Here is a 20524-nt window from a genome sequence, read left to right on the forward strand (position 1 = left end):
CCCCTAAATCCACTCGTCCCGCTCCCTGCGAGAGGGCGAAGCGGTTGTCAATTGCAACCGACCATGGCGGCTTCTAGCGCGCTGCGCGCATCACATGCAGCTGGAAATAGCCCAGCTTGCCGCGTTGCGAACAATGTGTGAGCCCGCGCGCGGCCGCGATCCGCTCGCAAAGCTCGGGTAGCGCGCTGCGGGTTTCGACATGGAATTTCGCGAGCCAGGCGTGCAGAGCTTTCTCCAGCGGGGAGGGCAGCCCGGACAGATCGCCAAAATCAACGACATGCAGCTCGCCGCCCGGTGCCAATTGCGCCGCAGCGTGTTCGAGCGCGCCTTCCCAATCGGGGATCATCGAGAGCGAATAGGACAGGATGATCCGGTCAAACCCATCTTCGCCCAGCAGCTCTTGCGGGTCGAACGCGCACGCATCGCCAACCGCCAGGACGGCATCGGAGCCCAACGCCTTGCGCGCGTTCTTGAGCATTTCCTGCGAGATATCGAGCCCGTAGAGCCGCACGCCCGGCCACGCTTTGGCGATCTTGGCCATGTTGCGCCCGGTGCCGCAAGCGACTTCCAAAACGCGCATCCCAGGCTGCGCGTTCAGCCCCTCGATCAGAGAATCGCGCCCGAACAGGTAGTACTTGCGCGTCAGGTCATAGATGTGACGCTGGCCCTTGTAGACGCTGTCCATCAGCGCCGCGTGGCCCGCCTTCTGGCTTGTAGAGACCATCAGGCGAGCTCGTAGACGTGCACACCGCCATAGATCGAGGAGCGATCGCGCGCGGTGAGGTCCGCCGATGGCTCTTCGAGATAGCACCACTTCGAGAGGATCGCGTTGTCGAGGCGTCCCGGAAGCATGGTCGGCACCGCCGCCGTGCGGAACAGCACCCGGGCGCCGGGCCGCGAGGCGCGCGTGATCCGGCCCCACAGCTCGTCCAGCTGGTCGTTATTCATCCAGTCCTGCGCGTCGAGCAGCACAAAGCGGTCCATCGACGCTTCGTCGCGGTCCCCGATCCAGTGGACCATATTGGCGCGCACCACATTCAGCCGTTCGATCCGCTCGCGCATGATCTCCCAGTTCCGGCGCTGGAGATAGGGCGGGAGCGGCGCGTCCATATCGCGCGCGTAACCCCGGCCAAAGGCCTGCCAGGCGAAGTAGTTGTCCTTGATCTCGAAATCGCAGGCGAGCTTTTCGAGGCGGCGGCGCAGCACCTCGGCCATACGCTCATCGCCCGCAAGTTCGGCGTATTGGGCGGGCGGGATGCCAAGACCGAAAAGCGAGGCGGGCTGGTCGGTCAGCCAGCGCACGAACTTCTTGTCGAAGACCGGCGCCAGCTCGCGCTCGAAAACCTCGCGCTGCTCTTCCAGGGTTTGGGCCTCCAGCAGTTTTGCAAGATCGACCTTGTAGAGTTTCGCAAACAGATGCGCGAGGCCGATGAAGTTGCCCAGCAGTCCGCGCTTGTAGATGCCTTTGGTGAAGTAGCTGATGCGCTTGCGGCCCTTGATATCGCGCTTTTCCCAATAGCGTCGGCTTTCAGCGTCAAGGTGCGGCGCGATCATCTGCTCATAAACGGTCTTGTTTTCCTTGTGGTCGGCGTGGCCGAAGAAGCGTTGGAAACGCTCGTAATTGGGCAGATGCTTGATCGCGGTGATCTTGAGCTGACCCAATGCCACATGCGCGCGGTTGAGATCGACAGCGGTCACGCTTGCGGGGTTTGCGGTCAGATAGGACAGCGCGTTGCACGATCCGCTGGCGATACTCATCACGCGGCTGTCAGGCTGGATGGCGAGGCCTTCCATGTCGACCACCGGGTCTTCCCAGATCTGCGCGTAGACGAGGCCGTTGAAGGCGAGCGCGAACGCCTTGTCGAGCAGCTTGTCCTTGGCGCTTGCGTCCTTGCGAACAACTGCGTCGGCGATGATACGCTTGGGCTGAACGGTCATGTTGTCGGGGGCCTTTGTCACGATGCTAAACCTTGTGTCTATGCGCGCTGCGTGTCTGATGTGTGACGCTTTCCACAGTCTGGCTCACGCGGGTGTGTGTTCAGCGATCGTCTTGGCGAAGGCTTTGGGATCGGCGTTGCCTCCGGTCAACATGATGACGCTTCGCGCGTCCAATGTCACCTTGCCGCTCAGCGCCGCCGCCAAAGCCGCCGCGCCGCCGGGTTCGAGCACCATTTGGAGGCGCGCAAAGGCCCATCGCTGCGCGGCGCGCACCTCATCGTCGGTAACCGTGATCCCGGGCTGCGCGCGCCCTTTCAACACTTCGAGGTTGACCGGCTTGGTCGCCGTGGGTTGCAGCGCGTCGCAAATGGTTCGCAGCGCGTCCTCGCCCGCCTGCACGATCGCGCCCGTGGCAATCGCTTGCCCCATCATGTCCCAGCCTTCTGGTTCGACGATGTGGATGGCCGCCGCGGGGCAGGCGAGGGCAAGGCCCGCCGCGAGGCCTCCCCCGCCGCAGCATGCAACGATCCGGCTTGGGCCGCCGCCCCCGATCTGCTGGGTAAGCTCGACCCCGGCGCTTCCTTGGCCCTCGATCACCCACGGATCGCCGAAGGCGTGCACCAACGTGCCCCCTCGTTCCCTGATCACCTGAGCGGCCACCGCGTCACGATCCTCGCCCGGGCGTTCATAGAGCACCACTTCGGCCCCGAGCGCGCGGGTGTTGTCGAGCTTAACTCTGGGAGCATCGCGCGGCATCACGATCGTTGCCTTTATGCCGAGACGCTTCGCTGCCCAGGCCACCCCTTGCGCGTGATTGCCCGAAGAGACCGCGACCACTCCGGCCTGGCGCTCAGCGCGGGACAGGTTTGACAACCGCCACCACGCGCCCCGAATCTTGAAGGCCCCGATCGGTTGCAGGTTCTCGGCTTTGACGAAGCATTCCACTCCGCCGATCTCGACCGGCAGCAGCGGCGTCATGCGCAGGATTGTCGAGACGCTTCGCGCCGCGTCCAAGGTGCCCTGATGCGACGGCTTGCGCTGCCCGTTCATGTCCATATCTCGCTCCGTTCGTCGTATGTACAGAACGCCTGGAACACATGGAACACTGTCCTGGGCCGAAAAAACCGGTGCGGTGGAGACCCCGTCGAGAAGCGGCGAAGAGGCTGCGAAGGATGGTTCGAATGGCGTGTCATGTCCACGGGTCTAGACGGGAGCGCGGACGTAGGAAACGCCGGATCGTTTGAGACCGACAGCGCGTTGCCCTAGGAGCTGCGCAAGATTCGAATTGGAAAGGGCCGTTGGATGTCGAAAGTGCTGGTAGTCGGGGCGGGGGGCGTAAGCTCGGTCTGCGTCCACAAAATGGCGATGAGTTCCGATATTTTCCCGGAAATCCACCTCGCCAGCCGCACGAAATCAAAGTGCGACAGCATCGCTGCGGCGGTGAAAGATCGCACCGGGGTCGAGGTCGCGACCCACGAGATCGACGCCGAAGAAGTCCCGGCCATGGTCAACCTGATCAAGAAGGTCGAGGCGTCGCTGGTGGTCAATCTCGCGCTGCCTTATCAGGATCTGCCGATCATGGACGCGTGCCTCGAGGTCGGCGCGCACTATCTCGACACCGCGAATTACGAGCCCAAGGATGAGGCGAAATTCGAATACAAATGGCAATGGGCCTATCACGACCGCTTCAAGGACGCCGGTCTCATGGCTCTGCTCGGCAGCGGATTTGATCCGGGCGTGACGAGCGTGTTCACCATGTGGCTCAAGAAGCACAAGCTCAAGACCATTCGCCAGCTCGATATCCTGGACTGCAATGGCGGCGATCACGGCCAGGCCTTTGCGACCAATTTCAACCCGGAAATCAACATTCGCGAAGTCACCGCGCCCGCGCGGCACTGGGAGAATGGCGAATGGGTCGAAACGCCCGCTATGCAGGTTTCCAGCCCGTTCGATTTCGAAGCGGTGGGCACGCGTCAGGCCTATCTGATGTATCACGAAGAGCTGGAAAGCCTTGCCAAGTTCAACCCGGAGATCGAACGCGCTCGTTTCTGGATGACGTTTGGCGATGAGTACATCAAGCACCTCACCGTGCTCCAGAATGTCGGCATGACGGGGATCGAGCCGATCCTGTATCAGGGCAAACAGATCATTCCGCTGCAATTCCTCGCCGCCGTGTTGCCCAAGCCGGAGACCTTGGGCGAAACGACCAAGGGCAACACCAATATCGGCGTGATCGCGACCGGCGAGGCTTTGGACGGTTCGGGCGAGAAGACCTTCTACATCAACAACATTTGCAGCCACGAAGCCGCCTATGAGGAAACCGGCAACCAGGCGGTGAGCTACACCACCGGTGTGCCGGCGATGATCGGCGCGGCGATGATGGTGCAGGGGGTGTGGAGCGGAGAGGGCGTCTTCAACATGGAAGAAATGGACCCTGATCCCTTTATGGCGATGCTGGGCGAGCAAGGCCTGCCATGGCAGGTAAAGGAGCTGGATGGGCCGGTGGATTTCTGATGAGACTGGCAAGCCTCGTCGCTCTTCTCGCCTCGCTCTTCTTCGCTTTGACGATGACGTTTGGAAGCGTGGTGGCGGCACATGCACAAGGTCGAGTTGCCGAGGCTTCTTCGCGTCCAGAAGCCGAGCGAGCGGCGTTCGCCATCCTTGCCACACCGCACTTGGGAGCGATCGATGGCTTCAAGCCCGAATTTGTCTCGCCCGTTGTTGAGCGGATTGTTGCATGGCAACCGTCGGTTATCGGGATTGAAGCGCTTCCGCCTGAAGAGATCGAGGCGATGCGACAGAACGAGGCTTACAGCGAAGTTGTGGCCGCGTTTGTCGGTGAGGAGCGCCTTTTGCAGGCAGAACAAGCGCAGCAGGCGACTGGATTGTCTGCGCTTGAGGCTCAGGCGATTGTCGAAGGCTGGACCACACCGCCATCGTCGCTTGATGCGGATCAGCGGCAAGTGCGTATCCTGAACGCGCTCGCTGCCTATCGACCTGAAACGGCGCTTCTTTACTGGGACGCTGAGAGCAAGGCTGGACTTGGCCAGAGTGTCGCGAGCTATCTCGCCAAACTGGCGGCCTCGGCGAATGAACGCGTGAGCGTGGCTGTCGCAAGCGCGCGGGCGCTCGACCTTTCATCGCTTGCACCGATCGATAGCCATCTGGACAAAGACATCTACCTTGCTGTTGTCGACGATCTGCAGGATGGCCTTGTTGCGGATCCGGAAGCGGCCAGCGTGACACAGCGTCCCCCCTACACGACACAAGACGGCATCACTCGAGAAGCGTTAGCGCAGCAAAACCTGCTTCCTCTCTACGCATTCCTGAACAGCCAGGAGTTCGGACGCGCTGACGTGACCGCGCAGTTTGACCTGTTCAACCGTGTGGATTTTGCCAATCGCACGGGCCGTGTTCGTCAATCGAATTGGGATGAACGCAATTTGCGCATCGCGGCCAACATCCGACGGGCCAGTGCAAAGCGGCCTGGCGAGCGAGTGCTGGTTCTGATCGGTGCCGGGCACAAACCCTTCCTCGATGAATTGCTCGCTGTTTCGCTGGATACTCGAAGCGTTGATACTCAGGCTTTGCTTTCAGTTGACATCGATCCTCAGGGATAGCGGCCGTTCCTGATCACCGTCTGGCCGTGACAAAACAAAGCTTACGAACCATCGCCGAGGGCTCCACTTGAGATGAAGAGAAACGCAATTCTCTCCCGCCGCGGTTTCATCGGGGTCGCCGGTGCCGGGGCTGGGTTAGCCGCCACCACGCGGCTTTCAGCACAGGCGACAGGCGCCGCATCGGGCAAGGCCTCCGGCCCCTTCATCCTCACCACCTGGGACTTTGGCCCCGGCGCTAACGAGGAAGGCTGGCCGATCCTGTCAGGCGGCGGCTCGGCGCTCGACGCGGTCGAAAAGGCGATCAACTATGTCGAGCTTCTGCCCGATGAGTATTGGGTCGGCTATGGCGGCGTGCCCAACGAGGTTGGCGAGACAACGCTCGATGCCACCATCTTTTGGGGACCAACGCATGACTGGGGCGGGGTAGGGTGCCTAAAGCGCGTCAAGCGAGCGATCTCGGTCGCGCGCGCAAGGTGATGGAGGAGACCCAGCACACGCTGATCGTGGGCGACGACGCGACCCGTTTCGCCGCGCGCATGGGTTTTACCGAAACCTCGCTCACCAATGTCCGCTCGCAAACCCGCTGGGAGGAATGGGCAGCCAAGGGCGAGCCCACCGACGCCTTCAACCCCGAACCTTTCGACAAAGACGAATTGCGCGGCCACGACACGGTTGGAACCATTGCATTGGATGCGGCGGGTAATCTCTGCGTCGGCTGCTCCACCAATGGGCGCGAGTTCAAGATACCCGGGCGCGTTGGTGACAGCCCGATCCCCGGCGCGGGCGCATACGGCGATCAGGAGGTGGGCGGCGCGGTTGCCACCGGAAATGGCGATGTGATGATGCGCTTTCTGCCGTGCTACCAGGTGGTCGAGCTGATGCGGCAGGGCATGCCGCCCGATCTTGCCTGCCAGGCCGCGCTCAAGCGGATCACTGATCGTGGCTACAAGTTCGGTGGAGGCATTGCCGCGATTGGCGTCGATGGCCAGCATGGCGGCGCGCAGGCGGGCTGGGATGATGGTGGTTTCAGCTATTCGGTGCGCGATGCGAGCGGCAATTCAAAGATATGGGTTTCGCCGCAGCCTACACGCTAGCTTGGTCCATCCACCGCCGGCGGTACACAAACCAGCCCAGCCACATTGCGCCGTATAGCCCGAGAGCCGCGTAGATCGCCGGCATGGGGTTATTGAGCGAGCTGACCGACCCGGCGTAGGCGGCGATCCCCATATAGGGCGTAGTCCCGAGGGCCCAGAACAGCGCGAAGCGTGCAAACGGCATGCGGGTCATCCCCGCCATGCACGCGGTTACCTCCGGCAGGATCGGGGCGGCGCGCGCAAGCAGGATCATGCCAGGCCCATGCGCGGTGAACGCGATCCGCATTTCCCTTCGCTGCACCTCATCGCGAATGACCCGCGCTAGGGCGGCCTCGCCCCACTTCAGGCAAATGGCATACCCGACAAAGGCGGCGAGCGCCGAGCCTGCCATCGCCGCGAGAAACCCCAGCTCGAACCCGAGGAAGTATCCGCCCAGAATGACAATGGTCAGCGTGGGCACAGCCACGAACAGATCGATAAAGAGCAGCGCAATAACCACCGCCATCACCGTCCAGGCAGAAAGGGTGCTTGCCGTCTCAAGCCATATCCGGACGTTGTCCTCGGTCAGGATGCCCAGGATACGGCCGAGCACAAAGGTCGATGCAAAGACAAGCGCGATCGTGAGCATCACCTTGAGCAGGGTCTTCATGCGTCACCTTTTTGCATGATGCGGTTCGCGAGCGAGGGCGAGAGGCGGTTAATCGCGCGCAGCAGTTTGACCTTGCCGATATCGTTGTCCGCTACGCCCTTCTCGATCCCGCCGATGATGCTGTCCGCCACGCTTTGCGCGCTCAGTTTTCCGGTGCCGCGGCCCTCGGTCATCGGCGTATCCACGAGCGGCAGGAAAGCCTGCAACACGCTAACCTGGGTCCCCTCGAGTTGCGCCCGCAGCCCGCGCGAGAAATTGTCCAGTCCTGCCTTGGTGGCGCAATAGACCGCGGACTCGCGCTTCGGGACGAGGCCAAGCCCGGAATTGACGTTCAGGATGAAAGCCTCGGGACGACGCCTCAAGGCTTCGAGCAGCCCCGCAATTATCTCGATCGGGCTGGTGAGGTTGATCGCGATCTCTGTCGCGATGGTCGACGCGGCAAATTGCGAGTCGGTGAATCTCGGCGTGAACTGCACCGCGGCGCAATTGATCAGGCCATCGATCCCTTGAGAATACCGCTGCCTGCATTGCGCAATCGCGCTGGCAACGCTTGCGGCATCGGACAGGTCCGTCTCGATCTGGGTGAAATACCGAAGGTTCGCGACCAGCCCTTCTGGCGGTGCCGAACGGGACAGGTTGATGACGGTGTTGTTCGAACCCAGCCTGCGCAGCAATTCGAGCCCGATGCCGGAGCTGCCGCCGGTCATGACGATGATTTTCTGGTCAAGTTTCATGGCTATGGGCTATTGCCGTGTTCGGGCTCGCCGTAATTAACCGAGGTTCATTTGTCGCGATTTCAGGAACTTGTCGTCGAACATGGTCGCGAGATCGAGCTGCAACCGGGCGATCACCTGTTCGCACAAGGGGAGCACGATTCGCGGGTCTTCATGGTGAAATCCGGGCTGCTCAAGGCCTATTACATTCGCGTCGATGGCAAGGAGCACATCAAGTCTTTCCTTCCGGAGGGCTCGATCATCGGCAGCATGGTCTCGCTTGTCGATGGTGATCCGTGCTCTTTCAGCCTGCAGGCGATCGAGGCCTCGCTCGCGGTGGCTTTGCCTTACAGCACCGTCCAACAAGCGGCCCAAAGCGATATAGAGCTTGCCAATGCGCTGATTGCTTTCCTTTCAACCTATGGCAAGCGCAAGGAACGTCGCGAATACGAATTGCTGAGCCTGTCGCCCGAAAAACGCTACGCCATCTTGCTCGCGGAGATGCCGGGTATTGTCGAACGCGTGAGTCAGGCCGATATGGCGGCCTATATCGGCGTGACACCGCAGGCTCTCAGCCGGATCAGGCGGCGCATGTCCAGATAATCTCGCTTTCGTCGGAGCCCAATTCCCAATGCAGACCCAAGCCGGTGATCCGGGCGCGTTCGCCCATTTCGACTTGTCGCGTGTCGATACGCCCGCTTTTGTCGTGGACGCGGCCAAGTTGCGGAGCAATTGCCAGATTTTGGCCGACATTCGCGACGAAGCGGGCTGCAAGATCTTCGCCGCTTTGAAGGCCTTTTCGATGTGGTCGACCGCGCCGATCCTGGGCGAGTATCTTGATGGCGTTTCGACGAGCGGTTTGTGGGAAGCGCGGTTGGCGAGCGAATTCTACGACGGCGAGATCGCGACCTATTGTGCCGCCTACAAGCCGCAAGATCTCGAAGAAGTGTGCCGGCTCTCCGATCACGTTATTTTCAATTCGCCGGGGCAAATGAAGCGCGCCGCGCTGATCCTTGATCATGCCGCGACCACTGGCGGCGATGTCTCGGTGGGCCTCAGGATCAACCCGATGATCGCCACTGGGGAGGTGCCCAAATACGATCCGTCCGCGCCAGGCTCGCGGCTCGGCTTCCCGCTCGATCAGTTGACGCAGGAGCATATGGAAGGGGTCGAGGGCATTCACTTCCACAATCTGTGCGAGCAGACCTTCGAGCCGCTGCGCCAGACGTGGGACCGGGTGTTCGACGCGATCGAGCCCTATTTCGGGCAGCTCAAATGGATCAATATGGGCGGCGGGCATCACATCACCCGCGCCGATTACGAGCGCGAGGAACTGGTCGAATTTCTAAAGGACGCCGCCGAGGATACCGGCGCTGAAATCATCCTCGAACCCGGCGAAACGGTGGCGTTGGACGCGGGCATTCTGGTGGGCACGTTGCTCGATACGATGTTCAACGAAGGACCTGTGGGCATCACCGATATCAGCGCGACCTGCCACATGCCCGACGTGCTTGAAGCGCCCTATCGTCCGGCCATGCTGGGCGAGCTCACGGACGACAGCGTGCCCATTCGCCTGGGCGGCCCGTCCTGTCTGGCGGGCGATGTGATCGGCGAATACCGGCTGCCGGTGCCCGCCGAAGCGGGCGCGCGCTTCGCCTTCCTCGACCAGGCGCATTATTCGATGGTGAAGACCAACACTTTCAACGGGGTGCAATTGCCGAGCCTGTGGCTGTGGGACTCAGAGACCGACGCGCTCGAATGCGTCAAGCGCTTCGAATACGAGGATTTTCGCGACCGGTTGAGCTGACGCGCCAGCGCTAGCGCTTGCGGCCGAAGGCGCTGCGGTGAACGCCCGTGGCCGCGTCCAGAGCGCGCGCGTTATCGGGGCCAGCCGAGCCGATCGCGCGCCCGCGCTCGTTCTGGTTGATCGCCAGGGCAAGCTTGGCAAGGCTCCCGAACTGTTCCGCCGCCTCTTCGACCTTGCGCCGATCGTCCTCTTCGATGATGGACCCGCTTTCGAACAGCTTGCCGCTCTCAACCGCGATGACCACCTCGCCGCGATGGAACAGCGCGCGCACGGCATCGCCCTTGAACGCGCGCTCCAGCGCAAGCAGGTGCTCGACATAGGAGGGGTGAGCGAGAACCCGCGCTTCGACCGGATCGTCGCTGTAAAGGTCAAACACGTCTTCGAAGGCGGGATGCACCTGATCGACCCGCGCAAGGTGATGGCCGGCAAAGCTCACCTCGTCCTTCGCGCCGCCAAGCCCAAGCCATTTGCGATGCTTCCCGGCGCGCTGAAGCAGCGTTGTCGAGCGAAAATCGCGGCCAAACTCCATGTCGATCAGGGCGCCGCGAAAGACGGTTACCCAGCGCCGGTTCTTGCCGCTGCCGCGCCTTCTTTCCAGATGCGTTTCATAAAGGCTGAAGCGGTGATTTTCGAGCCGGCCAAACCATCGATCTTCCAGCTTCTTGCGGTCGTAACCTGGCACCAGACCGTAGGTCTTTGCAGCCTCGAATTCCGCGCCAGCCTCAACGTCGTGCGCGTAGGAAATGCCAAGGCTCTTGGCGATGCCGGAATTGATCCCGACCTTGATGGCCTTCGTCGCCTGGGCGATCGGCAAATAGCCCCAAACGCCAACACCTGCGACAGCCGCCATCGTCACGATCGCACGAAAGGCCCCCAGACCGCTCGGCCCGAACCACACCAGCGCGAGCGGTATCATCGCAAGCGCCGCCCCCCAGGTCCAGCGCCACCGCGCCTTCTCGCGCGCGGCGTCGCGCATGGCGGACTGGTCCGCCAGCCATTGGCCCAGTTCACCGGCCATCAGCGCGTTGACATCCGCTCGCATTCGCCCCCTCCTGATCCGCTTTCGACAGCCGCGCCGGGCGGATCGCCTTCCTTTAACCTGTTTGCCCTAGTATACCTACCGAAGGTTAAAACAGGGGTGTGATAATGGTCGAAATTTTTGGTTGGTTCTGGACCTCCGCGCTGCTTGTCATTGCCGTCGTGGTCGTGTTCCTGATCATCGGGATCTACAACCAGCTCGTCGGGCTGCGACAGAATGTGCGTCAGGGGGTCGCTGATATCGACGCGCAATTGCGCCAGCGTCACGATCTCATTCCCAACCTGGTCGAGACGGTGAAGGGCTATGCCGGGCATGAGGCGAGCACGCTTGAGGCGGTTATCGCCGCGCGCAACGCGGCGGCCGATGGCGAACCCAACAGCGCCGCCGAACAGGGGCTGAGCGCTGCCCTCGGCAACCTGCTGGCGTTGGGTGAGGCCTATCCTGAACTCAAGGCGAGCGCCAACTTTCAGGACTTGCAGCGCGAACTGGCTGACGTTGAGGATAAGCTGGCCGCCGCCCGGCGCGCCCTCAACGCGGCTGTGGCTCGTTTCAACACCGCGCGCGAGGCGTTTCCGGCGGTGCTGTTCGCTGGTCTTCTCGGTTTCAAGCAAGCCGATTTCAACCGCCTCGACGACAGCGAGCGCGGCACGGTCGATCAGACACCGCGTGTTGCGTTCTGAGCGAATGCAGCCGTAACCGGAAAACGCGCGGAACCATTGCGGCGCGCGACGATTTTTCTTGCAAAGCGCGGGTGACGAACATACCTCGCGCTTCCGCTGCCGAACCCTGAAAAAAGGGTGGGGACACTTAACCGCAAGGCAGCCTCAACCGTTTGGTTCAACAGCTAAACCTCTGGGGGTCCCTTGAGTTGCACACCTATCCTGACGCTCGATCTGTAGTCCGCGCCCTAGCGCCGGACGAACCGGTCATCCTCAATCGCCCGCACGCCGCGCGCCGCGCCGCCCGCTTCTTCATCGAGAAGTTTCCGGGCAAGGTGCTCTACGCGGTCAAGGCCAACCCCGCACCCGATCTGATTAAGATCCTGTGGGAGGCGGGCGTCACCCATTACGATGTCGCCTCGATCGCCGAGGTGCGCCTTGTGCGCGCGTGTCTGCCGCAAGCCCAGCTGTGCTTCATGCATCCGATCAAGACGAAGAGCGCGATTCGCGAGGCCTATTTCCAGCACAAGGTGAAAACCTTCTCGCTCGATACGCGCGAAGAGCTGGAAAAGATTATTGAGTCGTGCCGCGATCCGGAAACGGGCGAGGAGGCGCGCGATCTGCGCCTGTGCGTGCGCCTGCGCGTTTCGAGCGAGCACGCTCAGCTTAGCCTGGCCGCCAAGTTCGGTTGCGATCTGACCGAGGCTCCGGCGCTGTTGCAGGAAGCGCGCCAGCACAGCGACTGGCTGGGTGTGTGCTTCCACGTCGGAAGCCAGGCGATGACGCCGTTTGCCTTCGTACAGGCGCTCGATCGCACCCGCGCCGCTATTGCCGAGGCTAGCGTGGTGATCGACATGATCGATGTCGGCGGCGGCTTTCCGAGCGTCTATCCCGGAATGGAGCCGCCGCCGCTCGAAGACTATTTTGCGATCATCAACCAGCATTTCGAGAACCTGCCCGTCGCTTACAACGCGGAGCTGTGGTGTGAGCCGGGTCGCGCGCTGTGCGCCGAGTATTCGTCGATGATCGTTCAGGTGACCAAGCGCCGCGGGCAAGAGCTTTTCATCAATGATGGCGCTTACGGCGCGCTTTACGACGCGGCGCATGTCGATTGGCGCTTCCCGGTCGAGGCGCTTGAGGACGATCTGCGCGACCCGATCGAGGATTTCGCCTTCTATGGGCCGACATGCGATGATGCCGACTTCATGGCGGGCCCCTTTCCGCTGCCCGGCGATATTCAAGCGGGCGACTACATCGAAATCGGCATGCTTGGCGCCTATGGCGCTGCGATGAAGACCGGTTTCAACGGCTATGGCGATGCTCTGAGCGTTGTGGTGGAAAATGAGCCGATGATGAGCCTGTTCGATGGCTCGCGCGAGCGTCCTGTGGCGGATAACGTGGTGTCGCTTCGCTAGGGCGCACCGGGTAGTTCATCGGAATCCCTGACCGCCCGGCGCTCGTCCAAAATTTTTGACAATTGTCAAATCAGCTGGACGTTTTGGTGCTAGGGTGTTTTCAAGACTTGAGGAGGCATCATGACAAAACCCTATATCCTTGTTGCCACGGACTTTTCTTCGCGCGCTGACCGCGCCATCGATCGCGCGCTTCAATTGGGCCGCGACACCAAGCAGCCGATCCGCTTTGTCTATGCCATGGAAGCGGCCAAGAAGAACGCGCCGACGATGGAAGAGCTCAACTGGCGGATGGAACAGTGTGTCGGCTATCCGGCCGGGACCGATCAGGGCGGCGGCCCGATCGAATATCTCTACCCGGAAGGCTCACCCCCCGTGGCGATTGCCGAGGCCTGCGAAAACTCCGATGCCGGGATGCTCCTGATCGGACCGGCTCGGTATAACTCCTTCGGGGATTTTTTCCTCGGGACGGCGGTCGATTACGTTCTGCGCCACACCACAAAGCCCGTCTTGATCGTCAAGAAGCGCACCCGCGAGGCGTACAAGCAGATCGTCGCGGGAACGGACTTCTCACGCGGGTCCGCGCACGCCATTATCGAAGCGGCGCGCATGTTTCCCGAAGCGAGTGTTCATATCACGCACGCATGGCATGTGCCTTTCGAGGGGTTTCAGCGCGATGGTTATGTGGCGGACGAGACGCAAGGCATCGACGCCAAGCGGCTTGAAGAGTTCGTGCAGAAGCTGGCAGAGCACGAGCCGCGCCTTGCTGAGGCCACCACAAGCCTGGTGCGGGGCGGCGCCTATGACGCGGTAAGGGAAGCGCTCAAGATGTATCCCGACGCGCTCGTCGCGCTGGGCAGCCACGGTGAGACGGGCTTCCGCAAGGCCACGCTGGGCAGCAACACCAGCGATATGCTGCGCTTTCTGGATTCGGATATCCTGGTGGTGAACACAAAGGGCGCGGCGAATTAGGCGGTTGCCGGTCGATCTGCCAAAAATGACCCGAATTTCCTTTTCATAAACCAACATGACCTAACGCATGCCCTTCGGGAAAGTTCGAAGGGTTTGCGATGTTTGGAAAGAAGCAATTCGGGCGCAAGAGGGTCGCCGAGCCGCAGGCGCGCCAGCGCGTCCAGCCGCGCTCAGCGCCTCGGCATCCTGACTTTCCGCAACCCAGTCGCGACGACGATGGGAAGGTCCGCGCCATTCCAAAAGCGGTCTTCGAAGGTGAGCAGGGCAAATTTCTGCGCGACCTGGGCTTTGGCCCCGATGATGAGAGGAACATCATCCCGCAGGCCGAAGATTTTGATCGCATGGTGCAGGAATCGCTTTCCCGCCAAGAGGAACGCCGCTGCCAGTTGGAGGCGAGCCTGTTGGAGAAATACGGACATAACCAGATCCGCCCGTTCTTTATTTGCGGAGAGGGCGTGCTCAACACATCGTTTGGCAACTGGCTGATCCGCGCCATGAAGCTGATGCCTTACGATGAGTGGAACACCACCTATCTGCCGCTGGACGAGGCCACCGCATCGGCAATGGGCCTGCCGCTCCACCCGCAGCAGAGCATCGGGCCAATCGATGAACTGATCCTCGGCAAGCTGCGCCCGATCATGGACAATGTGGAGGTCGCGCGCGGCAGAAGCAAAGAGGCAATGGCTGGCGGCTACGATCCTGAAAAGGCCGACCAATTCCTGAAGTATATCGATGACCAGCGCGAAAACATCGTGGGCTTTGTCGAGCAGGTCAAACCGATGATCATCGAACTGATCGCCGAAGTCCAGCAGGGCCAGAGCTAGTCAAACCCCACAAACCGCACCGCTTCTTCGATTGGTTTGCGGTTGGAATAGACCTGATTGGCGGGGAAGTCGGGGTCGGGCCAGCCCATGGCCACCGCTTTCATGATCACCTGATCGTCCGGGATTCCTGCGTGTTCGCGCACCACCGGGCTTTGCATGATGCCTTGTGAATTGATCACGCAGCCAAGCCCCTTGGACCACGCCGCGTTGACGAGCGCAGTGGTCGCCGCGCCGCAGTCGAACGCGGTGTCATCGCTGGTCGAAAGTTCGCGGTCATAGGCGACGATCACACAGACCGGCGCGTCGAACTGGCGAAAGCCGCGCAGCACCCAGTCCTGGCGCGCCTCCTTGTCGTCGCGCGCTATCCCCATTTCCGCGAACAGCTGCTTGGCGACCTCGATCTGGCGCTCACGATGCACCCCGGCGAAGGGTTCGCCGCGGCGGAATTCCCGGCTGTCCGGCTCGCCCGCCAGAATGCGCTCGGTGTTGCCCTTGCGAATGCGATCGAGCGGCTCGCCCGTGATCACGTGAAAGTGCCAGGGCTGGGTGTTCATGCTGGTGGGCGATCGCATCGCCATGGCCAGGATTTCGGCGATCAGCTCCTTGGGCACCGGCTTGTCGAGATAGCCGCGAATGGAGCGGCGCCCGTGCACGACTTGCGCAAAGGTCTGGTCTGGGTTGCCGAGTTCAAAGGCCACGTGTCTCTCTTCCGAATCCATGCGTTTGCGGAGAGCTAGCGCAGCACGGCGCAGGCGCAAAGAACGCTACGGAACGGACCGCTTCAGGGGGCAAAGTAGGGCTTGTCGCCCGCGACCGTCACCCGTTCCATAACGCGCCGGGCCGGGAAGTAGTCGGAGACCGCGAGATGCTGGCACACGCGGTTGTCCCAGAACGCGATCGAGCCCGCTTTCCAGCGGAAGCGGCACTGGATCTCCGCGTCGGCGGCGGTGGCGAAGAGGTGATCGAGCAGCCAGCGGCTTTCGCTGGCGGACAGGCCTTCGATATGGCTGGTGAAGGCGGTGTTGACGTAGATCACCCGCTCGCCGGTTTCGGGATGCGTGCGGATCACCGGGTGGCGCATGGGTGGGTACTTGTCGTGCAGGTCCTCGGGCGCCTTGCCCAGCCGTTTGGCAAAGACGCGCGCGATGTCGTGGACGGCGGTGAGGCTCTCGCAATGGCGCTTCATCGGCTCGGACAGGCGCTCGTATGCGAGGTGCATGTTGGCGAACAGCGTATCGCCGCCGCATTCCGGCACTTCGCGCGCCAGCAGGATCGATCCCAAGGAAGGGCATTCGCGCCAGGTCACATCGGAGTGCCACTGATTCTCCTGGCCTCGACTGTCGGGTCCGTGCGCGATGCGCAGAACCTCGGGATTGGGCTGGTCCTTGGGCGTGGCCGGATGGATTTCGAGATCGCCAAAATGGCGCGCAAAGGCGATGTGCTGTTCGTGTGTCAGATCCTGATCGCGAAAGAAGATCACCCCGTGCTTCAGCAGAGCCGCGCGGATATCGGGCACGCACTCGGCAATGTCGGGCGCGCCCAGATCGATCTCGAGTATTTCAGCACCAATCGCGGGCGTCATCGGCTTGATAGTGAGCGCGCCTGTGTCGAGCTGCGCACGATCAAAGGTGGTGGCCATCATCTCTCTCCCATTCCGCCGCCTGCTGCGTGGTTTGGGCAAGAGTGTGCCTCCCTAAGCCGCCTCGCGCAAGCTCAGGTCCAACCGGTCCCAGATCTCGACCAGCGCCTGCGTCAGCTCGTCCATCATCTCTTCGGTGTGGTGCGGGCCGGGGGTGAAGCGCAGGCGCTCGGTGCCGCGCGGCACGGTGGGGAAATTGATGGGCTGCACATAGACGCCGTATTCGGCGAGCAGGATGTCGCTGATCTTCTTGGCGTGCACCGGATCGCCCACCATCAAAGGGACGATGTGGGTGGTGGAATCCATCACCGGCAGACCCGCTTCGGCAAGCTTGAGCTTGAGCATCGCGGCCGCCGCCTGCTGCGCGCGGCGCTCCACGCTGGAACCCTTGAGGTGCTTGACCGAGGCCAGCACACCCGCGACCAGAACGGGCGAGAGCGACGTCGTAAAGATGAAGCCCGGCGCATAGGAGCGGATGCAGTCGATAATCCGCTTCTCCGCCGTGATATAGCCGCCCATCACACCGAATGCCTTGCCCAGCGTGCCCTCGATAATGTCGATCCGGTGCGCGGCGTTGTCGCGCTCCGAAATGCCACCACCGCGCGCGCCATACATTCCGACCGCGTGCACTTCGTCGATATAGGTGAGCGCGTTGTACTTCTCCGCGAGGTCGCAGATGGCGTGGACCGGCGCGGTGTCGCCTTCCATCGAATAGACGCTTTCAAAGGCGATCACCTTGGGCGTCTCGGCGTCCTCGGCGGCCAAAAGCTCTTCGAGATGACGCGTATCGTTGTGGCGATAGATGCGCTTCTCGCAGCCGGAATTGCGGATACCGGCGATCATGCTGGCGTGGTTCAGCTCGTCGGAAAAGATCACGCATCCCGGCAACAGCTTGCCCAAAGTCGAGAGCGTTGCATCGTTCGACACATAGCCGCTGGTAAAGAGCAGCGCGCCTTCCTTGCCATGAAGATCGGCGAGTTCGTGTTCAAGCTCGACATGCAGATGCGTGTTGCCGCCGATATTGCGCGTGCCGCCGGAGCCCGCGCCGACATCGTGCAGCGCCTCTTCCATAGCGCCGATAACCTTGTCGTGTTGACCCATGGCGAGATAGTCGTTCGAGCACCACACCGTGATCGGCTTTGGCCCGTTATGGCCGTGAAAACAGCGCGCGTTGGGATAGGCGCCCTTGTTGCGCAGGATATCGATGAAGACGCGGTAACGCCCCTCTTCATGGAGGCGATCAATCGCAGAATCAAAGATCTGATCGTAATTCACGTCTTGCATGCTCTTGCTGAGGCGCAGACCGGGCGGGGCTGCGCGGTGATCCCATTGATCCTTGTCATAACCTGTGACGCACAGAAATGTTTCATGGGTTAATTAGGTCATGGTGATCGGTAACGCCATCGCGATCTTTGCAAGCGATCGGCCCGCTTGGGCAAGAGCTTTGGCTAGGCGTTGAAACTCTCGACCGGACCAAACCCGCGCTCGGCCAAGGCAGCTTCCAGTCCTGCGGCGGTTTCGACCGGGCCGGTGACGACAAATCGGTTTGCGGCCTGCGGGGCAAAGCTCTGGCCTTCGACAAGATGGGCGATGCGCCGCGCGATGCCCTGCGCCCCGTCGACGAGCGTAACCGAGGACCCGAAGACGTGCGCAAACTCGTCCGTCAGCAGCGGGAAATGGGTGCAGGCGAGCACGATTGTATCGACCGCACCGGGCGACGGTGTCCCGGCTATCTGGTCCGCAACCCGCTTAATCGGCGCCAAATCGACGGGCCGACCGCGCAGCTTGGCTTCCGCCAGTTCGACCAGATCGGGCGCGGCGATCCGAACGAGGCGCTTGTCCGAAGCAAAGCGCGATTCAAGATCGTCGACATAGGGCTGGCGGATGGTCGCTGCCGTCCCGACCAACGCAATGGCGCCGCTGGAGGTGACGCCCGCCGCCGGCTTTATCGCCGGAACCGTGCCGACAATCGGTATCTCCAGAACCTCGCGCACCATGCCCAGCGCAATCGTGCTCGCGGTGTTGCAGGCGATGCAGGCAAGGCGCGGCTGCCAGCGCTCCGCCATTCGGCCCAGCAAGCCTGCAACACGCGCGGCGACCTCCGCCTCGGTCTTCTTGCCGTATGGTATGCCAGCGTAGTCCGCCGTGTAGATCACCGGCGCGGCGGGCAGGGCTTCGCGCAAGGCGTCGTAAACGGTCAGCCCGCCGACACCGGAATCGAACAGCAGAACGGGTGAGGATGGGATCAAAATGAAGCTTTCCGTTCGCCCCAAAGTTGCCGATACGCTTGTCGAAGGGCCGTACTTACTTTTAGAGCAGGTTCAAAGAGCAAGAAGAGCGGTTTGACACGCCGCTCGGGCGAGAACGGGAGTGGATGGGATCATGAACCTACTTATCGCAGCCGCGCTCGGCTTTGCGCTCGGGTCAATCCCCTTCGGCCTAATCCTCACCAGCCTCGCCGGTCTCGGCGATGTGCGGAAGATCGGCAGCGGTTCCATCGGCGCGACCAACGTGCTGCGCACCGGGAACAAGGGGCTCGCGCTCGCTACGGTTCTGCTCGACGCGGGCAAGGGCTTAGCCGCGGTCCTGCTTGCCGGGACGCTTTGGCCGGGAACAGAGGGAGTTGCAGCGGTCGGAGCGGTTGCGGGCCATTGCTACACGCCGTGGCTTGCATTCAAGGGCGGCAAGGGGTTTGCGACGGCGGCGGGCGTGTGCGGCGCGCTGTACTGGCCGCTGTTCCTTCTTTGCGGCGCCGTCTGGGCCGGAGCGATAGCGCTCACCCGCACCTCCTCGATCGCCTCGCTCAGCGCGGTCAGTTTTGCAGCGGTTGCGGCCTTTCTGGCCCCATTTCTTGGTCTCGATGCGCTCGCGCCGTTCTTTCTCCCGTTCCTTGCGATACAGATCATCGTGGTGATCAAGCACAATGAGAACATCAAGCGGCTGTTTGCGGGACAGGAACCCAAGATCGGATCGGGCCAGAAGGCATCGAAGCCTTGAGCGTCTCGCAGGACGAAGCCTTCGCGCGCATTCGGCTGCTTCGCTCGCCCAATATCGGCCCGGTCAGCTATCGCATGATGCTCGCGCGCTATGGCGACGCCGAGGCCGCGATTGACGCGCTGCCCGACCTGGTGACGCGGCGTGGAGGCAAATACACGATCACGCCAAAGGACAAGGCGGAGCGAGAGATCGAGGGTGTGATCGCCGCAAACGCACGCTATCTGTTCCACGATCAGCCCGAATACCCGGCGCTGCTGGGAGAGATTGAGAGCGCGCCGCCGATCCTCACGTGCCGGGGCGATCTGACGCTGGCGAGCGGCCCGTGCGTCGCGATGGTCGGAGCGCGCAACGCCTCGGCCGCGTCGGTAAAGCTGGCGCGCGATTGGTCCGCGCAACTGGCGCAGGCGGGCTTTACCGTGGTCTCGGGCCTTGCGCGCGGGATCGACGGGGCGAGCCATGAAGGGGCTTTCCCCAAGACCATTGGCGTGATCGCCAGCGGGATCGATATCGCGTACCCGCCAGAACATGGCGACCTTCAAGAGCGGATCGCCACTAGCGGCCTGCTGATCGCCGAACAGCCGCCGGGCACCGAGCCAAGGGGGCGCCATTTCCCCAGCCGCAACCGGATCATCGCCGGGCTGGCCAGCGGCACTCTGGTGGTCGAAGCCGCGCCCAAATCGGGCACGCTTATCACCGCGCGGCTGGCGGGCGAAGCGGGCCGCGAAGTCATGGCCATTCCCGGTTCCCCGCTCGACACGCGCTCTTTGGGCGCCAATCAGCTGATCCGCGACGGCGCGGTTCTGGTCCAGTCGGTCGATGACGTTATCGAACTGCTTGAAGGCTTTACGGGCGCGCCCCGGTCCACGTTCCAGTTGGGCGAGGATAAGCACCCCTTTGATTATGCGGAGCTTCGCCAAATGGAATGGGGCGAGGCGAAGGCCGATCACAGCGGTGATGTTGGCAAGCTTCTGACCAAGGCGCCGATCGGGGTCGATGAATTGATCCGCCAATCGGGTGAAAGCGCGGCGAGGGTACACATGATGCTGCTCGAACTGGAGCTTGCCGGAGAGCTTGAGCGGCACGAGGGCGGTACGGTCAGCAGGGTGGGTTGACGCGCTCACGGCATCACCTGACGTTCATAAAGCGCAACTTATCCCTGAA

22 protein-coding genes are annotated in these 20524 nt (G+C 62.2%); 12 read left to right on the forward strand and 10 right to left on the reverse strand.

Annotation, left to right across the window (positions count from 1 at the left end; genetic code table 11):
- Positions 1-73 precede the first annotated feature (73 nt).
- The 3 genes from QNI87_RS02155 to QNI87_RS02165 form a co-directional block, all read right to left on the reverse strand.
- Positions 74-724, reverse strand: a complete 651-nt coding sequence (locus QNI87_RS02155; protein WP_300593314.1) for a methyltransferase domain-containing protein — start codon at positions 722-724, stop codon at positions 74-76.
- Positions 724-1938, reverse strand: a complete 1215-nt coding sequence (locus QNI87_RS02160; RefSeq protein ID WP_300595287.1) for a DUF3419 family protein — start codon at positions 1936-1938, stop codon at positions 724-726. Before QNI87_RS02160 ends, QNI87_RS02155 begins: the two co-directional genes overlap by 1 nt.
- Positions 1939-2022: 84 nt before the next feature.
- On the reverse strand, positions 2023-2994 hold the full coding sequence (locus tag QNI87_RS02165; RefSeq protein WP_300593317.1) for a pyridoxal-phosphate dependent enzyme: 972 nt from the start codon (positions 2992-2994) through the stop codon (positions 2023-2025).
- A gap of 246 nt (positions 2995-3240) precedes the next feature.
- Between QNI87_RS02165 and QNI87_RS02170 the strand changes: the two genes are divergently transcribed.
- The 4 genes from QNI87_RS02170 (at position 3241) to QNI87_RS02185 (ending at position 6652) form a co-directional block, all read left to right on the forward strand.
- Positions 3241-4452, forward strand: coding sequence for a saccharopine dehydrogenase family protein (locus QNI87_RS02170; protein WP_300593319.1), 1212 nt, complete (start codon positions 3241-3243; stop codon positions 4450-4452).
- Positions 4452-5558, forward strand: coding sequence for a DUF5694 domain-containing protein (locus QNI87_RS02175; RefSeq protein WP_300593321.1), 1107 nt, complete (start codon positions 4452-4454; stop codon positions 5556-5558). Before QNI87_RS02170 ends, QNI87_RS02175 begins: the two co-directional genes overlap by 1 nt.
- A gap of 72 nt (positions 5559-5630) precedes the next feature.
- Positions 5631-6035, forward strand: a complete 405-nt coding sequence (locus QNI87_RS02180) for an isoaspartyl peptidase/L-asparaginase (RefSeq protein WP_300593324.1) — start codon at positions 5631-5633, stop codon at positions 6033-6035.
- Complete coding sequence (locus QNI87_RS02185; RefSeq protein ID WP_300593328.1) at positions 5987-6652, forward strand: isoaspartyl peptidase/L-asparaginase; 666 nt, start codon at positions 5987-5989, stop codon at positions 6650-6652. Before QNI87_RS02180 ends, QNI87_RS02185 begins: the two co-directional genes overlap by 49 nt.
- On the opposite strand, the gene QNI87_RS02190 is transcribed toward QNI87_RS02185, so the two are convergent.
- Together QNI87_RS02190 and QNI87_RS02195 are read right to left on the reverse strand one after the other, a co-directional pair.
- Entirely contained in the window at positions 6642-7301 is a 660-nt protein-coding gene (locus QNI87_RS02190) for a VTT domain-containing protein (protein WP_300593331.1), read from the reverse strand. The genes QNI87_RS02185 and QNI87_RS02190 overlap by 11 nt on opposite strands.
- Positions 7298-8035, reverse strand: coding sequence for an SDR family NAD(P)-dependent oxidoreductase (locus QNI87_RS02195; protein WP_300593334.1), 738 nt, complete (start codon positions 8033-8035; stop codon positions 7298-7300). Before QNI87_RS02195 ends, QNI87_RS02190 begins: the two co-directional genes overlap by 4 nt.
- A 51-nt stretch (positions 8036-8086) precedes the next feature.
- On the opposite strand from QNI87_RS02195, the gene QNI87_RS02200 reads away from it, so the two are divergent.
- Both QNI87_RS02200 and QNI87_RS02205 read left to right on the forward strand, forming a co-directional pair.
- On the forward strand, positions 8087-8617 hold the full coding sequence (locus QNI87_RS02200) for a Crp/Fnr family transcriptional regulator (protein WP_300593337.1): 531 nt from the start codon (positions 8087-8089) through the stop codon (positions 8615-8617).
- Positions 8618-8645: 28 nt separating this feature from the next.
- On the forward strand, positions 8646-9821 hold the full coding sequence (locus QNI87_RS02205; protein ID WP_300593340.1) for a carboxynorspermidine decarboxylase: 1176 nt from the start codon (positions 8646-8648) through the stop codon (positions 9819-9821).
- 10 nt (positions 9822-9831) lie between these two features.
- Here the strand turns inward: QNI87_RS02205 and QNI87_RS02210 are convergent, their stop codons facing one another.
- Complete coding sequence (locus tag QNI87_RS02210; RefSeq protein ID WP_300593343.1) at positions 9832-10863, reverse strand: DUF3137 domain-containing protein; 1032 nt, start codon at positions 10861-10863, stop codon at positions 9832-9834.
- Positions 10864-10967: 104 nt separating this feature from the next.
- Between QNI87_RS02210 and QNI87_RS02215 the strand changes: the two genes are divergently transcribed.
- The 4 genes from QNI87_RS02215 to QNI87_RS02230 all read left to right on the forward strand — a co-directional run bounded on the left by QNI87_RS02215 (position 10968) and on the right by QNI87_RS02230 (position 14727).
- Positions 10968-11540 (forward strand): LemA family protein, encoded by a 573-nt coding sequence (locus tag QNI87_RS02215; protein ID WP_300593346.1) that lies wholly within the window; start codon positions 10968-10970, stop codon positions 11538-11540.
- A gap of 188 nt (positions 11541-11728) precedes the next feature.
- Positions 11729-12934 (forward strand): type III PLP-dependent enzyme, encoded by a 1206-nt coding sequence (locus tag QNI87_RS02220; protein WP_300593349.1) that lies wholly within the window; start codon positions 11729-11731, stop codon positions 12932-12934.
- A 120-nt stretch (positions 12935-13054) separates the two neighbouring features.
- Entirely contained in the window at positions 13055-13903 is an 849-nt protein-coding gene (locus QNI87_RS02225; RefSeq protein ID WP_300593352.1) for a universal stress protein, read from the forward strand.
- A 98-nt stretch (positions 13904-14001) separates the two neighbouring features.
- Entirely contained in the window at positions 14002-14727 is a 726-nt protein-coding gene (locus tag QNI87_RS02230) for a hypothetical protein (protein ID WP_300593355.1), read from the forward strand.
- On the opposite strand, the gene QNI87_RS02235 is transcribed toward QNI87_RS02230, so the two are convergent.
- From QNI87_RS02235 to murI, 4 genes are all read right to left on the reverse strand, one after another.
- Positions 14724-15425, reverse strand: a complete 702-nt coding sequence (locus tag QNI87_RS02235; protein WP_300593358.1) for a nitroreductase — start codon at positions 15423-15425, stop codon at positions 14724-14726. The two genes, QNI87_RS02230 and QNI87_RS02235, sit on opposite strands and share 4 nt — an antisense overlap.
- Before the next feature lie 83 nt (positions 15426-15508).
- Positions 15509-16369, reverse strand: a complete 861-nt coding sequence (locus tag QNI87_RS02240; RefSeq protein WP_300593361.1) for a TauD/TfdA family dioxygenase — start codon at positions 16367-16369, stop codon at positions 15509-15511.
- A gap of 51 nt (positions 16370-16420) precedes the next feature.
- Complete coding sequence (gene hemA / locus QNI87_RS02245; protein WP_300593364.1) at positions 16421-17641, reverse strand: 5-aminolevulinate synthase; 1221 nt, start codon at positions 17639-17641, stop codon at positions 16421-16423.
- A gap of 173 nt (positions 17642-17814) precedes the next feature.
- Positions 17815-18615, reverse strand: a complete 801-nt coding sequence (gene murI / locus QNI87_RS02250; protein WP_300593367.1) for a glutamate racemase — start codon at positions 18613-18615, stop codon at positions 17815-17817.
- 133 nt (positions 18616-18748) lie between these two features.
- On the opposite strand from murI, the gene plsY reads away from it, so the two are divergent.
- Both plsY and dprA read left to right on the forward strand, forming a co-directional pair.
- Positions 18749-19363, forward strand: a complete 615-nt coding sequence (plsY, locus tag QNI87_RS02255) for a glycerol-3-phosphate 1-O-acyltransferase PlsY (RefSeq protein WP_300593370.1) — start codon at positions 18749-18751, stop codon at positions 19361-19363.
- Positions 19351-20475, forward strand: coding sequence for a DNA-processing protein DprA (gene dprA / locus QNI87_RS02260; protein ID WP_300595288.1), 1125 nt, complete (start codon positions 19351-19353; stop codon positions 20473-20475). Before plsY ends, dprA begins: the two co-directional genes overlap by 13 nt.
- Positions 20476-20524 lie beyond the last annotated feature (49 nt).

Source organism: Erythrobacter sp., from assembly GCF_030066995.1.
In the GTDB taxonomy this organism is placed as follows: domain Bacteria; phylum Pseudomonadota; class Alphaproteobacteria; order Sphingomonadales; family Sphingomonadaceae; genus Erythrobacter.

What these genes read in the sequence shown, in the direction of transcription:
- QNI87_RS02225 (WP_300593352.1), top strand. Translation starts at nt 13,055, where the DNA reads ATGACAAAACCCTATATCCTTGTTGCCACGGACTTTTCTTCGCGCGCT.
- QNI87_RS02165 (WP_300593317.1), bottom strand. Translation starts at nt 2,994, where the DNA reads ATGGACATGAACGGGCAGCGCAAGCCGTCGCATCAGGGCACCTTGGAC.
- QNI87_RS02180 (WP_300593324.1), top strand. Translation starts at nt 5,631, where the DNA reads ATGAAGAGAAACGCAATTCTCTCCCGCCGCGGTTTCATCGGGGTCGCC.
- QNI87_RS02205 (WP_300593340.1), top strand. Translation starts at nt 8,646, where the DNA reads ATGCAGACCCAAGCCGGTGATCCGGGCGCGTTCGCCCATTTCGACTTG.
- QNI87_RS02190 (WP_300593331.1), bottom strand. Translation starts at nt 7,301, where the DNA reads ATGAAGACCCTGCTCAAGGTGATGCTCACGATCGCGCTTGTCTTTGCA.
- QNI87_RS02215 (WP_300593346.1), top strand. Translation starts at nt 10,968, where the DNA reads ATGGTCGAAATTTTTGGTTGGTTCTGGACCTCCGCGCTGCTTGTCATT.
- QNI87_RS02160 (WP_300595287.1), bottom strand. Translation starts at nt 1,938, where the DNA reads ATGACCGTTCAGCCCAAGCGTATCATCGCCGACGCAGTTGTTCGCAAG.
- QNI87_RS02170 (WP_300593319.1), top strand. Translation starts at nt 3,241, where the DNA reads ATGTCGAAAGTGCTGGTAGTCGGGGCGGGGGGCGTAAGCTCGGTCTGC.
- QNI87_RS02155 (WP_300593314.1), bottom strand. Translation starts at nt 724, where the DNA reads ATGGTCTCTACAAGCCAGAAGGCGGGCCACGCGGCGCTGATGGACAGC.
- QNI87_RS02175 (WP_300593321.1), top strand. Translation starts at nt 4,452, where the DNA reads ATGAGACTGGCAAGCCTCGTCGCTCTTCTCGCCTCGCTCTTCTTCGCT.
- QNI87_RS02230 (WP_300593355.1), top strand. Translation starts at nt 14,002, where the DNA reads ATGTTTGGAAAGAAGCAATTCGGGCGCAAGAGGGTCGCCGAGCCGCAG.
- plsY (WP_300593370.1), top strand. Translation starts at nt 18,749, where the DNA reads ATGAACCTACTTATCGCAGCCGCGCTCGGCTTTGCGCTCGGGTCAATC.
- QNI87_RS02195 (WP_300593334.1), bottom strand. Translation starts at nt 8,035, where the DNA reads ATGAAACTTGACCAGAAAATCATCGTCATGACCGGCGGCAGCTCCGGC.
- QNI87_RS02240 (WP_300593361.1), bottom strand. Translation starts at nt 16,369, where the DNA reads ATGATGGCCACCACCTTTGATCGTGCGCAGCTCGACACAGGCGCGCTC.
- QNI87_RS02210 (WP_300593343.1), bottom strand. Translation starts at nt 10,863, where the DNA reads ATGCGAGCGGATGTCAACGCGCTGATGGCCGGTGAACTGGGCCAATGG.